Source organism: Nocardia sp. Tas62D01, assembly GCF_055232035.1.
The window spans coordinates 6368894-6382817 of the sequence record NZ_JBUYUZ010000001.1 but is presented as its reverse complement, the minus strand read 5'-3'; the positions used below and the strand labels follow the sequence as shown (position 1 = coordinate 6382817).

At 67.5% G+C, this 13924-nt stretch carries 13 protein-coding genes; 7 read left to right on the top strand and 6 right to left on the bottom strand.

Translation table 11 applies throughout. The features are described from left to right. Nucleotides 1-462: 462 nt before the first annotated feature. Together ACV7NQ_RS30440 and phoU are read left to right on the top strand one after the other, a co-directional pair. On the top strand, nt 463-699 hold the full coding sequence (locus ACV7NQ_RS30440) for a hypothetical protein (RefSeq protein WP_463362740.1): 237 nt from the start codon (nt 463-465) through the stop codon (nt 697-699). A 334-nt stretch (nt 700-1033) separates the two neighbouring features. Continuing rightward, nucleotides 1034-1708 (top strand): phosphate signaling complex protein PhoU, encoded by a 675-nt coding sequence (phoU, locus tag ACV7NQ_RS30435; RefSeq protein WP_463362739.1) that lies wholly within the window; start codon nt 1034-1036, stop codon nt 1706-1708. A gap of 414 nt (nt 1709-2122) precedes the next feature. Here the strand turns inward: phoU and ACV7NQ_RS30430 are convergent, their stop codons facing one another. The 3 genes from ACV7NQ_RS30430 to ACV7NQ_RS30420 all read right to left on the bottom strand — a co-directional run bounded on the left by ACV7NQ_RS30430 (nt 2123) and on the right by ACV7NQ_RS30420 (nt 3643). Continuing rightward, nucleotides 2123-2779 (bottom strand): DUF1775 domain-containing protein, encoded by a 657-nt coding sequence (locus ACV7NQ_RS30430; RefSeq protein ID WP_463362738.1) that lies wholly within the window; start codon nt 2777-2779, stop codon nt 2123-2125. Between the two features lie 203 nt (nt 2780-2982). Then, a complete protein-coding gene (locus ACV7NQ_RS30425; RefSeq protein ID WP_463362737.1) occupies nt 2983-3123 on the bottom strand; it encodes a hypothetical protein in 141 nt (46 codons plus the stop codon). A gap of 334 nt (nt 3124-3457) precedes the next feature. After that, on the bottom strand, nt 3458-3643 hold the full coding sequence (locus ACV7NQ_RS30420) for a hypothetical protein (RefSeq protein ID WP_463362736.1): 186 nt from the start codon (nt 3641-3643) through the stop codon (nt 3458-3460). Between the two features lie 329 nt (nt 3644-3972). On the opposite strand from ACV7NQ_RS30420, the gene ACV7NQ_RS30415 reads away from it, so the two are divergent. From ACV7NQ_RS30415 to ACV7NQ_RS30400, 4 genes are all read left to right on the top strand, one after another. Beyond that, on the top strand, nt 3973-5364 hold the full coding sequence (locus tag ACV7NQ_RS30415) for a PepSY-associated TM helix domain-containing protein (protein WP_463362735.1): 1392 nt from the start codon (nt 3973-3975) through the stop codon (nt 5362-5364). Further along, nucleotides 5361-5966 (top strand): DUF5134 domain-containing protein, encoded by a 606-nt coding sequence (locus ACV7NQ_RS30410; RefSeq protein WP_463362734.1) that lies wholly within the window; start codon nt 5361-5363, stop codon nt 5964-5966. Before ACV7NQ_RS30415 ends, ACV7NQ_RS30410 begins: the two co-directional genes overlap by 4 nt. A gap of 672 nt (nt 5967-6638) precedes the next feature. After that, complete coding sequence (locus ACV7NQ_RS30405) at nt 6639-7055, top strand: hypothetical protein (RefSeq protein WP_463362733.1); 417 nt, start codon at nt 6639-6641, stop codon at nt 7053-7055. Between the two features lie 3 nt (nt 7056-7058). Continuing rightward, nucleotides 7059-9056: a cytochrome c oxidase assembly protein gene (locus ACV7NQ_RS30400; RefSeq protein WP_463362732.1), complete on the top strand. Its 1998-nt coding sequence runs from the start codon at nt 7059-7061 to the stop codon at nt 9054-9056. On the opposite strand, the gene ACV7NQ_RS30395 is transcribed toward ACV7NQ_RS30400, so the two are convergent. Together ACV7NQ_RS30395 and ACV7NQ_RS30390 are read right to left on the bottom strand one after the other, a co-directional pair. Next, entirely contained in the window at nt 9053-11302 is a 2250-nt protein-coding gene (locus ACV7NQ_RS30395) for a heavy metal translocating P-type ATPase (protein WP_463362731.1), read from the bottom strand. The two genes, ACV7NQ_RS30400 and ACV7NQ_RS30395, sit on opposite strands and share 4 nt — an antisense overlap. A gap of 121 nt (nt 11303-11423) precedes the next feature. Further along, a complete protein-coding gene (locus ACV7NQ_RS30390) occupies nt 11424-11969 on the bottom strand; it encodes a sigma-70 family RNA polymerase sigma factor (RefSeq protein WP_463362730.1) in 546 nt (181 codons plus the stop codon). Between the two features lie 90 nt (nt 11970-12059). Here ACV7NQ_RS30390 and ACV7NQ_RS30385 point away from each other — a divergent pair, with 90 nt between their 5' ends. Next, entirely contained in the window at nt 12060-12785 is a 726-nt protein-coding gene (locus ACV7NQ_RS30385; protein ID WP_463362729.1) for a zf-HC2 domain-containing protein, read from the top strand. 340 nt (nt 12786-13125) lie between these two features. Here the strand turns inward: ACV7NQ_RS30385 and ACV7NQ_RS30380 are convergent, their stop codons facing one another. Then, a complete protein-coding gene (locus ACV7NQ_RS30380; protein WP_463362728.1) occupies nt 13126-13821 on the bottom strand; it encodes a GbsR/MarR family transcriptional regulator in 696 nt (231 codons plus the stop codon). Nucleotides 13822-13924: the final 103 nt, after the last annotated feature.

Sequence of the window (13924 nt, the reverse complement as noted above, 5' to 3'; positions counted from 1 at the left end):
GTGTGGTCGGGCGGTTCGTCCGATGGGTGGGCGCTGGCCGTCGTACCAACTTGTGAGGCTTCTACGACGAAGTCGAGGCGAGCATCTGTGGAGAGCGAAGCCATCGACTGGCTCCGGTCCGCCCCCGGGGGCGGGTGACGCCTTTTCAGACCTCCAACTGCCGCCACTTCCACACCCTCACCTATTGTCCGATCCGTCTCATGACCGCAAGCGATGCAGAGTGTGTGCGGCGCATCGCCACTTGGTTCCGGACACTGTGTAACTGCGTTATCCGCAACTATATGACGAATCGCCGGTGCTGCCGACACGCTCGGCCGGGAGACAGCACCTATCGTTAGGGCCTGCACATGGAGCCGGCGGGACGTCGGTCCGGGACGACAGACATCTTCAGCACACAGCTCGATCACCCGGACGAGAGACCAACGCAAGCTGTACACGACTGCGATTCGAAGGAGGACACCCGTGCGATTCGTCAAAGCAGGTGCTATCGCCCTGGCACTCGCCTGTTCAACCATCATTGGAGCCGGTGCGGCACACGCCGACCAAACCATCCCCGCCACCGCACAACTACTGGACTGCTCCCTCCGATCCCGGGTGGGCTTGGATCTGGTCGGGGTGGTGTTCGTCGGTCCTGGCGGCACGATCACTGTCTCCGATCAGCTGTACGCCCGCCTCAAGGCTGCTGGCTGCTTGCTCTGAGATCAGTTATCCAGGAGAGACTAGGTGGGCCCGGCCGAGCCGGTGGCCGGGCACTACCGCACTACCTCAACGCAACGTCCTGTAGTACCAAAGCCTCTCGCCACCTATCCCCGGAACTTCGCCACCCACTCGCCACGTATCCCTGTGTCCGTTCCGGACGAGCTTTGCGGGTTGCCGAGTTCGTGACCTGCGATCCGAAGTGTGGTTCGCATTCTTCTACGCTGTGTTTGTTCGGACCTAGGTTGCGGATTGTTGGGTCGGGCGGATCGCTCGTGGACTCGACCCCATGATGGTGTTTGTGCTTGGCGCGGCCGCTGGTGGGCGAAGATGAGGGATGCGGACCCGCTTCCACGAGAACCTCGATCAGCTCACTGCCCAGCTGCAGGCGATGTGTCTGCGTGACCGCACCGCCATCGCCACCGCCACCAACGCTCTGCTGGGCGCCGATCTGGAGTTGGCCGAGCAGGCCATCGACATCTGTCGCGAGATCGACACCATGCGAGACGACTGCGAACATGCGGCGATGACACTGCTGGCGTTGCAGGCGCCGGTCGCCAGCGAGCTGCGGCGAGTGGTCACCGTTATCCAGCTTGTCGGCGACCTCCTCCGGATGGGTGCGCTGTCGGAGCACATCGCCAACATCGCGCGCCGCCGCCACCCCGCGTACGCGGTCCCCGAGTCCGCGCAACCGATCGTGGCCCGCATGGGTGCGGCCGCCATCGCCATAGCCACCAGCGCCGTCGCGGTGCTGCGCTCCGGCGACCCGCACGACGCCGCCCAGCTCGATGACCAGGACGACACGGTGGACCGGCTGCATCGCGACCTGCTGGCCGCAGTGCTCGGCGACGACTGGACCGGCGGAATGACCGCTGCCGTCGATCTCACCCTGCTGGGCCGCTATTACGAGCGGTTCGCCGACCACGCTGTCCAGGTCGGCCGCCGCACTGTCTTCATGGCGACCGGCGAATCGCCCGACAACCGGCCATCACCCGATTCCACTGGCGAATGACCGGCACCCATCGACCCGGGCTTGTATTCATCGGAATCTGAACTGCCGCCGTCGGCGGGGGCTGGGCATGAAATACGGGCGTTCGCTGACCGACCAAGGCCGAGGGTTCGGGTACGGCCCCGATTCGGGGCGTTGCGGCCAGGGGACGGGTTCGACCGCGGTGTCGCCTACATCCTCAGAACCCGAAACTTATGTCCGAACTCCGCAACCACCCCCGAAAACTAACCCCGAACACCGAAACCTCTACCCGAACAGGACACCAACTGCCGCCGCTTCCACGCCGGCGGGTAAACCGGACCGGGCCGCGGTGCGAATGCGATTCACAAGGACGGTCGGCTGAAAACGACTGCAGGGCAGACGCCCCTTGATCCGACGCTTACCGCCACGGATCGCAACCAAGGGCGGATGTTGCGGTCATTGCTTGCGCCGCAACACCGTAAGGCCGATACCGGTAAGAAGACCGAGCACGCCGAGCACGATGCCGACGACGCCGAGCCAGCGAGCAGTGCTGTCACTCGCGGATCCGCTGCCGGTCGACATCGCCGGGATGGCGCCGTGGTTTTCGGCGCCCCCGGCTTGTTTCGCGGCCAAAGACAAGGACGGGACAGGATATTCGGGTTCGGAACCCTTGTCCGTGGACTGCTGATCCCACTTGACGACCTGCCCGTCGGCGTAGGTCTGCACCGCGGGCATCCTCAGCGTGCCGGTATCGGGCAATCCGTTGGCCAGCACCGAGAACTGCCCGAACTGCCCCGGCCCGATCCCGCCACCGGGATCAGCGGTCCAGGTGATGGCGGTGACGTTGCCATCCTTGTGCGCCACCACTTTCCAGCCCGGCACCGCCTCGGTATCGGCAGCGGTCACACCGGGAATCTGCACCGCCAGCTCGACAGTCGCACTATTGGTCGCCGATTCGTTCGGCACCCGGAACACCAACACCGCCGAACCGCCACGCGACGCATCCGGCGCCGACACCGTGACATGAGCGAATGCGGGGGCCGCCGCGACCACCACCGCGATGGTCGCAGCCGCGCAGGTGAATGCAGTACGCGAAATCCAAGAAGTATTCATCGCCGAGATCTCTCCTTCACAGTGAGGAATCGAACGCAACCGATGCTCTGCGATGACGATAGTCTCGCGCGGGCCCCCGGCCCGCGATATCTGCACATCCGTCCACCGGTCGGGCGGTACCGGAATTGTTCCGAACGCCTATTTTGAGCGCTCCGTGGAATTTCGACCGGAATTTGTCAAGCTGAATGGGACCGTTGGGTGTGTTATGCGGCTGTCGTGTCGGTCTCCTGGGTGGTGTCGTCGGCGGGCCGGTTGATCCAGACGGTGTCGGGTAGTGCGAGGATCTTCGGCGGTGTCGTGGTGGCGAAGCGGTGCGGGTGCCGTGCGCGGGCCGCATCGAGCACACCGTGGCGGTCGGCTGCCTTGGCGGTGGCGAGCCCGTAGCGATCGCTGGCGCAGCTGACCGATCGGGGCTACTGCGGCTACCGGCTCGTCGACGACCGGCCACCGGGGCCCGGTCCCCGGTGATGTGGCGGTGCCCAGTCGAATTCGTTGAATACGAATTCTCCCGTTTGCTCAGACATCTGGTCTTGGGGCGGATGGCGGTCGCTGTGAGTGCGCCGGTGTATCAGGTGCAGCAGCACGACCGGCAGGCGGGGAGGCGAGACGAGCAAGGGTCACCTCGCCGCGACACCGAGAACCGGCCGGTGGTTCGTTGTTGATCCTGTGCCCGAAAAGCTATCTCCCGGAATGGATATGCCCATGGTCGGATCCCACGGTCGGGGAAGTCGACGATCCGTGCGGTGAGCCGGATGCGAGGGAGCCGACCTGCCATGCCGCACAGAAGACGACGACCAACGCGATCAGAAATCCGACGATCTTCGCCAGCCGTCCGAGCTCCGGCTGTGGGGTGATTTCGGTCATGCTCGTTACCTGCGCATCTGGTTGCGGTCGAACGACTTCCCCGATCAGCGTAGCCATGCCACACCGAATCGGCGAACGTCAGAGAGTCATCGCCGAATTTGCCAGTCCACGCAACAGGCGCCGTGCCTTCGATGCGCTGCGCGACGGTGGATACAACCCGACCACCTGGCGTCGATCGCCGCACCGCGACGATGGAGAGAACTGCGGAGTACCGCCGGGGGACGCTGCCGAACGGAAATGGGGTGTCACGCCGGAACTTTCGAAGGTCCCGGCCCGACTGTCTCACCCGAGGGCAGGTGAAGCGTGCCCGGAGAGTGAGGAACCCGCGGATGGTCGATCAGGTTTTGAAGGCGTCGAACGGGCGCGACGCGAAGGAGCCGCCGGCGCGCGGTACGTGGGCGCGGTGGCGGCCGCTGCTGATGCGGCTGCACTTCTACGGCGGCATGCTCGCCGGGCCGTTCATCCTGGTCGCGGCGGTGACGGGGCTCCTGTACACGCTCACGCCACAGCTGGACGGGATCGTGTTCCGGCACGAGGTGACCGTCGACGGGTACGCGCCGCAGGTGCGCAGCCTCGCCGACCAGATAGCGGCCGCGCGCACGGTGTACCCCGATGCCCCGATCAGCAGCGTGAAACCGCCGACGGTGCCCAGCGAGACGACGCAGATCGCGTTCGCGGCGCCGGAGGTGCCGCAGGACTACACCCGCACCGTGTTCGTCAACCCCTACACCGCGCACGTGCAGGGGACGTTGACCACGTACGGGCAGTGGCTGCCGATCCGGGCCTGGTTCGATGAGATGCATCGGACTCTGCACCTCGGGGTGGTCGGCCGGTACTACAGCGAGATCGCGGCGAGCTGGCTGTGGGTGATCGCGCTCGGCGGCCTCGCACTGTGGATCGGTCACGCGCGGCGGCGTGGGGCGAAGCGGTTCGTCACCCCGGATCGCGCAGGCGCGCCGAAAGGGTCGCGGAAGCGGACATTGAGTTGGCATGGCGCGGTCGGAGTATGGATCGTGATCGGCGTGTTGGGGTTGTCGGTGACCGGTCTGACGTGGTCGCGGTTCGCCGGTGACCACGTCGAGCAACTGCGGACCCAGCTGAGCTGGACCACGCCGTCGGTGTCGACGATGTTGCCGGGCACCGACGCCGGTACCGGCGCGTGGAACGATCCAGTGGCGGGCGCCGATACGGTCTTGCGCACCGCGCAAGCCGCGGGCCTGCAGCCGCCGATGTGGATGAAACCGCCGGCGAGCGCCAGCGAGGCGTGGCAGGTGTACGAGCGGAAGCGCGATTTCCCGACGCGATTCGATGCGGTCGCGGTCGACGCCCGGACCGGCGCCATCGCCGACGAGATCAGGTTCGCGGATTGGCCGCTCATCGCCAAGCTGACCAATTGGGCGATCGACACCCATATGGGTTTGCTGTTCGGGCTTCCGAACCAGATCGCGTTGGCCCTGCTCGTCGTGTGTCTGATCTCGGTGGTCGTCCGCGGCTACGCGATGTGGTGGAAGCGGCGTCCCACTCGGGGCGGGTGGCCGACGGCGCCGCGGCGAGGCGCACTCCTGGGCCTGCACCCGATCGAGGCAGTGATCGTGGTCGCCGCTCTCGTGGGCATCGGCTGGCTGGCTCCATTGTTCGGCGCGACGCTAGGGTTGTTCGTCCTCGGCGACGTCGTCGCCGGTGAGCTGTCCCGGCGGGGACGGGAGCACACCGCAGCGTGATCACCGATCCTTTCCTGAAGTGGGCCGTCACTGTCGCGTTCGTGGTGACGGCGGTGTTCTGGGCGGTGCGGGCCGGTGAACGGTCCGCGATGATCCCGGGCCGCATCACCGGGGTCCTGCACGTCGTGATGTCGCTGGCGATGCTGGCGATGGTGTGGCCCCGCCTGCCGAGCGTGTCGACGGTCGCGGGCATGACAGTGTTCGCCGTGGCGTCGGCGACATTCCTGGTGCTGCTCGCCGCACGGCGCCAGCACCACGAGAATGGCTATCACGCGCTGATGATGGCGACAATGGTGTGGATGTACGCCGTGATGGACCCATCTATCGTCGGCGGCACCCAGACGTCCTCCGCCGGTAGCTCGATGGACATGGGCGGCGGCACCACGATGCCCATGCCGACGACGATGACGATGCGGCTGCCGTCCTGGGCCGGATACCTGGACCTGACGATCGGACTCGTCTACGTCGCGATGGCGGCCGCCTGGGTCGCCTACACCTATCGGCGGGCACTCGCTGACGACGAGGCCCGCCGCCGGACCGGCGCGATGCAAGCAGTGATGGCGATGGCCATGGCGGTGATGTTCCTGTTCTACACCGGCTGATCGAGAACAACCCACATGACCACAGCCACGCGTGCCGCGCACCGCGGCCAGGCGGCCGTTGCCAGGCCAGCTCACGAACGACGCACCCAGACCCTGCACCGGTCTGGCAGGAGACCTTCCAACAGTCCTGTCTTAAGCAGATCGGCGAGACCCATATCCCGACGGTTAGTCGAAACCGATCCTGCCGCTCACCTGCCCATCCTCGCAGACTCCCTCTCGGCGTTAGCGGGAGTTTCCACGGGAACCGAAGCCCAAGTGCGTGAGGGATTGGCCGCAGCCTGCTCGCCAGCACACTGCTGTCACCGGACTCCCCGTACATCGGCAGCGTGTTGCGGCGAGTGCCCGCGACCTGAACGCCGATGGGCAGGTAACAGCGGCCGGGCGCCGGGCATCGCTGGCCGGACCGGTGTCACGTGCAGTGAGCTGCGGACCTTACCGAGGCGGGAACCGGAGGGGTGCCCGAGCCGACTTATGGAGTGATGCGTAACTCCGATGGATCCGGGATTCCGGATATGAGCCCCATGCACCACACCGTGGGGTCGATGACGTCGATGCTGCCGGGGCGGGTGCGGCTGGTGTGGGTAGTCGCCCTTGCTGGTCGCGGTGTTGCATGTCTGGCATGCGAGATCGCTGGCCGGACAACCACGATGGTGGCACGGGATCCATGTCTCGATGGCGGTGGGCATGATCGCGATGTATGCCGCGGACCCGATGGGACAGACCGGGCTGGATCGGTTGCTGCTCACGGCATTCGGAGCTGGTGCGGTCGTGGTCGCCGCAGCGGTGGTCGCGCGCCGCGAGAGCATGCCGAATCCATTGTGGGCGTTGACGGTCGTAAATACGGCGGCGATGGCCTATATGGCGGCGGTGATGCTGTGGCCGCACGCGATACCGCACGTCGTGTCGTGGGTCGTGGTCGGGTATCTCGGGGTGGACGCGGCCGGATGGTTGTCGGGTGTGTGGGATCGGCGCCCAGTGCTGCGGCGTGAGGCGGTCGGGCTGGCGGGACACGATTCGGTCGATGTACGAATCAGTCTGGCGGTCATGGCCGTGAGCATGGCGTACATGGTGACGGCGATGGTGGTGTAGCAGGTGGGGCCAATACGAACCGAACCGGAAAACGGTCACGCACACCATCAGCGGTTCTGGGCGGCGGCTGTCTTGATCGGCGGGACAGCGATCGGCATCGGCGCGGCGCTGGCGGCGATGACCGCGCTGCGGACAGAGCCCTATGCTGCGCAAGGAATCTCCTATCCCGGAGCGGTCGCTGTCGCGGTATACACACTGCTGCGGGTGGTCGCCGCGCTGGCCGGTGGTTTCACCCTGGGTGCCCTGGCTTACGCGCTGTTCTGCGCGCCCGCCTCGGAGCGGGGTCGGCTGGATGCGACCGGGTATCGCGGTGTGCGGGTGGCCGAGTCGGCGTCGCTGCTGTGGCTGGTGGCCGCGGTGGCGCTGGTGCCGATGTCGGCCGCCGATTCCGCAGGCATGTCGGTCGGTGCGGTGTTGCGGGACGGTGGGATGCCGGCGTTGATCGCGGCGGCGGAGAAGCCCAAGGCGTGGTTGGTGGCGGTGGCGTGTGTGACGCTGATCGCGGTGGGTGTGCGGTTCGCGTTGTCGTGGAACAGCCTGTTCGGTCTGGCGGTCATTGCCGGGATCGCGGTGATCGCGCCGGCGGTAGTGGGCAATGCCGGTGAGGGGCCGGATCACGATTACGCGACGGGTGCGGTGATCCCGTTCACGCTCGCGATGTCGGCGTTGGTCGGTCTGACCTGGTGCGTGCTCGGTCAGCGCACCGATCGCGGACCGGACGAGAGCGCGATCGTGCTGCGGCGCTATCGGCGGGTGGTGGCGCTGTGCGTGCTGGTGATGATGCCGACCGCCGTGATCCTGGTACTGATTCTGGCGCCCCCGTCGACGTTCGGCGGCTGGTATGGCTGGCTGGGGGTGGTATCGGCCGGTGTGCTTGCCGCACACGGGATTCTGGTGTGGGCGCTGGGGCGGGTCCGGAGCGAGTCGCCGCGGCTGGTTCGGCTGCTGCGCACCGCGGTCGCCGCCGAGGTGGTGTGGCTGGGCGTGTCGGTGACGATGGCGATGCAGCCCGCGCCGGCGTTCGGGCGGCGACCGTTCACCGCACAGGAGGTGTTCCTCGGGTTCGATCTGCCGAATCCACCGAATGCGTGGCGGTTGCTGACGGTATGGCGGTTCGATGTGGTGCTGGGGACGGCGTCGATCGTGCTCGCGGCCTTATACGTTGCCGCCCTGGTGCGGTTGCGCCGCCGCGGGGATGCGTGGCCGCGGTGGCGGCTGGTGTCGTGGATATCCGGCTGCGCCGGATTGCTTCTGGCGACCTCGTCGGGGATCGGCGCGTACAGCTACGGGATGTTCAGCGTGCACATGGCGGTTCATATGGCGTTGAACATGTTCCTGCCCGAGTTGCTGGTACTGGGGGCGCCGGTGACGCTGCTGCTGCGGGCGGTGGAGCCAGCAGGCCGGGGCGCGCCGCCGGGGCCGCGGGAATGGGTGCTGTGGCTGATGCATTCGCGGTTCACCCGTCTGTTGAGTCATCCCGGGGTGGCGCTGGCGGTGTTCGTGGTATCGCTGTACGGGCTGTACTTCACGCCGCTGTTCGATCAGCTGATCCGGTTCCACTGGGGGCATCTGCTGATGAACATCCATTTCCTGCTCACCGGGTACCTGTTCTACTGGGCGATCATCGGCATCGATCCGGGTCCGCGGCGGCTGCCGCATCTGGGCCGGTTGGGAATGCTGTTCGCGGTCATGCCGTTTCACGCATTCTTCGGGGTGGCGGTGATGTCGATGGATACGTTGATCGGCGGCGTCTTCTACCCGGAGCTGCGGTTGCCGTGGATGACCGATCTGTTGCACGACCAGTGGCTGGGCGGAACCCTGGCCTGGATATCGGGTGAGGTTCCGGTGCTGCTGGTGGTGGGTGCGCTGCTGTCGCAATGGTCCAAACAGGACCGGCGCGAAGCCGCGCGCGGTGACCGGCATCAGGAGCGCTTCCCCGAGGACGACGAACTGACCGCCTACAACGCGATGCTCGAGCAGTTGCAACGGTCCCGGCGTTAGGTCCGGAAATCGCGCAGCCGCAGGCTGTTCCAGACGACGAAGAACGACGAGAACGCCATCGCCGCCCCGGCCAGCAGGGGGTTCAGCAGCCCGGCCACAGCCAGCGGCAGCGCGGCCAGGTTGTAACCGAACGCCCACGCCATATTGCCGCGGATCGTGCGCAGAGTGGCGTGCGCGAGGGCGATCGCGTCGGGAACCGCGACCGGGTCCTCGCGTACCAGGATGATGTCGGCCGCGCCGATGGCCACGTCGGTCCCCTGCCCGATGGCCAGCCCGAGATCGGCCGCGGCCAGCGCGGGACCGTCGTTGATGCCGTCGCCGACCATCGCCACGCACCGCCCGTCGGCCTGCAGGCGGCGGATCACCGCGACCTTCTCGGCCGGGAGCACCTCCGCGACGACCTCGCCGATGCCGATCTCCTCGGCCACGGTCCGTGCGGCGTCGGGATTGTCGCCAGTGAGCAGCATCGTCCGCAGGCCGAGCCGGTGCAGCCGGGCGATCGCCTCGGTCGCGCGGGGACGCACGGTGTCGGCGACGGCGATCACCGCCACCGCGCGGCCGTCGAGGCAGAAGTAGACCGCGGTGCGGCCGCGCCGCTGTTCGTCATCGAGCGCGTGCCGCAGTTCGGCGGGCACATCGATACGTTCGGAATCGATCAGCGCCGGTCGGCCGATCAGCGCCCGGCGACCGTCGACCGTGCCGCGGGCCCCGAGTCCCGCCAGCGCCTCGAAGTCGGTCACCGCGGGTAACCGCGAAGCGATGCTCCGGGCGTGCGCGGTGATCGCGGTGGCGACCGCATGTTCGGACGCGGATTCCACACCGCCTGCCAGACACAGGATTTCGGTGTCATCGGCGCCGATGGTGTGCACTGCGACGACGGCCATCGCACCGACGGTGACGGTGCCGGTCTTGTCGAACACCACCGTATCGATCCGGCGACTGGTCTCGAGGGCCTGCTGCCCCTTGAGGAAGATGCCGAGTTGGGCGCCTCGCCCGGAGGCGACCATCAGGGCGGTGGGGGTGGCCAGTCCGAGCGCGCAGGGGCAGGCGATCACCAGCACCGCCAGGCCGGCACCGACAGCCCGGTCGACGCCCGCGCCCGATGCCAGCCAGCCCGCCAGGGTGAGCATCGCGAGCGCGAGCACAGCGGGTACGAACACCCCGGCCAGCCGGTCGGCCAGCCGCTGCAACCCGGCCTTACCCGCTTGCGCTTCCTCGACCAGCCGGATCATTCCGGCCAGCCGGCTGTCCGCACCGACCGCCGTCGCCTCGACCACCAGGCGTCCCGTCAACGCCACTGTGCCGCCGCTGACCTCCGCACCCGGGACGGTCTCGACGGGGGTGGACTCACCGGTCATCGCGGCGGCATCGACGCTGGAACGGCCCTCGACTACCAGGCCGTCGGTGGCGATGGTCTCGCCCGGCCGAACCACGAATCGGCGGCCGACGGTGAGTTCACCGACGGGAACGACGACTTCCCGGCCGTCCCCAGTCAGCACGGTGACGTCCTTGGCTCCCAGCGCCGCCAATGCCCGCAGCGCGCCTCCGGCCCGGCGCCGGGCCCTGGCCTCGAAATACCGTCCGGCCAGCACGAATACGGTCACGCCGCCAGCGACCTCGAGATAGATCGAATCCGCGCCCAGCACCGCCGCCCACACGCCGTGCCGCGCGGGCACGGAAGCCGGTCTGGCGAACAGGGTGACGATCGACCACAGCGTGGCAGCACAGATACCGATGGACACCAGGGTTTCCATGCTGGTGGCGCCGGTTCGCAGCCCGGCTAGGGCGCGTCGGTGCAGCGGCGCCGCCGACCACACCACGATCGGCAGCGCCAGCCCCAGCAGAACCACCTGCCAGCCCGGGAACCGTGTGCTGGGCACCGTAGCGAACATGATCGACAGATCCGCCAGCGGGAAAAACAGCAGCAGCGCGACCACCAGACGGCGGAACAGGTCCGCGGCCGCGCGGTCCTCGGGTCCGGTATCGATCGCGACACTGCTGTCGGTGAGCGGTTCGGCCTGGTAGCCGGCATCGATCACGGTGTCGCGCAACCCCTGCGGCGCCATTGCCGCGGGCGCGTCGACGGTCGCGACGCCGGTGGCGAAATTGACGCTCGCGCTCACACCCTCGACCCGGTTCAGCGCACGCTCGACCCGGGCCGAACACGCGGCACAGGTCATGCCGGTGACCGCCAGACGAATGCGTTGCGTGGCCGGACGTTCCGCGATCGCGGAACTACTCGTCATCTCGATGGCACCCCATCCCACTCTTGCCGGCTGTGTCATGAGACAGGTCGGATGCCGCAGAGGCGAAGTTCCCGGCGGAGACGTGAATCACGCCGCCCAGTACGAGCCAGGCGGCGGTTTGTCAGCCCACGCCGCCGTCGCGCTGCTCGGCCGCCGCCAGCAGGTCCTGTCGTGCCCGGGCGATCCGCGACCGCACCGTGCCGACCGGCACGCCGCACACGTCGGCGGCCTCTTGGTACGACAACCCCAAGACCTGGGTCAGCACCAGCGCCTCCCGGCGCTCGGGATCCAGGCCATCGAGCAACATCTGGATCTCGACCAGATCCTCGAACGTCCGCCCCGAACGCCGCTGCACGACCCGCTGCTCGGCCACCGCCTCCCAGGAATCGCCGGTGTCCTGGATCCGCGGCCGCGCCATCGCCGACCGGATCGAATCGACCACCACTCGACGTGCGATCGACAACAGCCACGCTCGCGAGGTCGACCGCCCAGCGAATTGGGGCAGGCTGGCGAAGGCGCGAACGAAGGTCTCCTGGGTGAGATCGTCGGCGGCGCCCAGCCCGGCGCGGTACGCGTGGAACCGCCACACATCGGCCTGCAGTGCCCGCACCCATCGCTCGAACGCCCGCCGATCACCGCGACCTGCAACTATCGCAAGTGCGGTCAATTCGTCGTCGTTGTCACCTCCGCGCACAGCGCCCGAGGCTACTACACCCCGTCGTGGAACTCGCTGCGCACTCTGGGCGACCATGGGAACATGAAGTGCGAAACGGTCCGCGAAGCACTGTCCGCGCGTATCGACGGCGAACAGGAACCGATCCCGGCAGAAGCGACCGATCGGCACCTCGCGGGCTGCCCGGCCTGCCAGGGCTGGTACCGGCGCGCGGAAACCCTGCGCCGCGCCACGATCCTGCACTCCGCACCCGCTGTCCCCGACCTCACGGCCGAGATCATGGCGCAACTCACGGCGGATCGTCGCGCACGCCCCTACCTGCGAGTCGCGCTGGCCGTGGTGGCGATCGCGCAAACGGCCCTGGCCCTGGCCCAGCTGTTCGGCGCCGACACCGGCATGGGGCACGAACACGGCGTATTCATGGTGGGGCATATGAGCCACGAGAGCGCGGCCTGGAACGTCGCCATCGGAATCGGGCTCGGATGGGCCGCCCTGCACACCCGCACCGCGGCCGGGCAGCTACCTATGCTCACAGTGTTCGTGGGCGTGCTCACCGCAGCCTCGCTGCTCGACCTCGCCGACGGTGATGTCACCCTGGCCCGGCTGCTGTCGCACGTCCCTGTGGTCGTCGGTGTCGCCCTGCTGTACCTGGTCTACCGCGAGCACCGCGACGACGATCACCCACGGCACGGCCAGACCCTCACCCCCGCCGACGAGCACCTGATCGACCACGGCGAACCGCCGCTGCCACAGCACAACCCGCCGACGACACCCGGTTACCGACGCCCGGCAAGCCACCACGCGGCCTGACCGCTGCCACAGACGCCCAGCCGCCACTGCCCTGCCATTCAACCCGCCGCCGGTTCGCCACCAAATTCACACCCAGTGCAATTGTTGCTCTGCGCAATAGTTTTTGGTGATGAGGGTTTGACATGGCACAAGTCCGGGAACCCGTCCGCCGCCGCAAGCCGCCGGATCACCGCCTGTCCGGACTCCTCGCCCGCCACGTTCACATACCCGCCGCGGCGGCAGCCCCCGACCGGGACAGCCCAGTCGTGCCCAACCCACACCGCCCCGTTAGAAGGCCGACATCGACCAGCCTCACGGCGTACATCAAAATCGTCGATGCCCTGCGGCCAGCGGAACTCGCTCACGAGAGGTGCCAGCGTTCGACGACCAGGACCATCTGCCGGCCGAGGTAGTCGAGGTATCGGCTTATCTCGTTCAGTCGGGCGCCCGCGGGCGTTGTCGCACCGAGGAGTTCGGCCCCGTGGCGGGCCGCCTGGACCCGTACTTCGGCGGCGCGGGCGAGGTTCAGCGTGGTGCGGTACCAGGTGTCGTCGTCGATGCAGTATCGGTCGCGGCGTCGCGAATCACGTTCCCGGCGAATGAGATCCCGTTTTTCCAGCGCGCCGACGGCCGTGGAGATGGAGGCCGGGCTCACCTCGAGCCTGCGCACCAGTTCGGCGGCGGTGAGACTGCCGGAGTCGGTGAGATGCAGGCAAGTCATCACCCGTGCTTGCATCCGGGGCATGCCGTCGTTCACGAATAACTCGGTGAAGTGTGTCGCGAAATCGCGCACCGCATCGTTGTCGACCATGAATCCCACTGGGGCCGAGTCTGATTGCTGCGCTGTGGCCGCTCTGCTTCGTCGCGCCCGCACCGCGGTGGCCCGGTGGGCCCGATCGGCGCGATAACGACCGGGTCCGCCGTTGCGGGTCACCTCCCGGCTGATCGTCGAGGCGGGCCGTTCGAGCTGGCGCGCGATCTCGGTGTATCCCAACCCATCGACCAGTCCCGCCGCAATGCATTCCCGCTCATGCAGTGTGAGCCTGCCTCCTGGCATCGGTGCGGTTCTCCTTCGGCTTCGTCGTGCGGTGTCAGTATGCGTTCAGCGACATCTCATTGCATGTCGGGTGCCCGATGTTGCGTTTGATGCCAAGGTCATT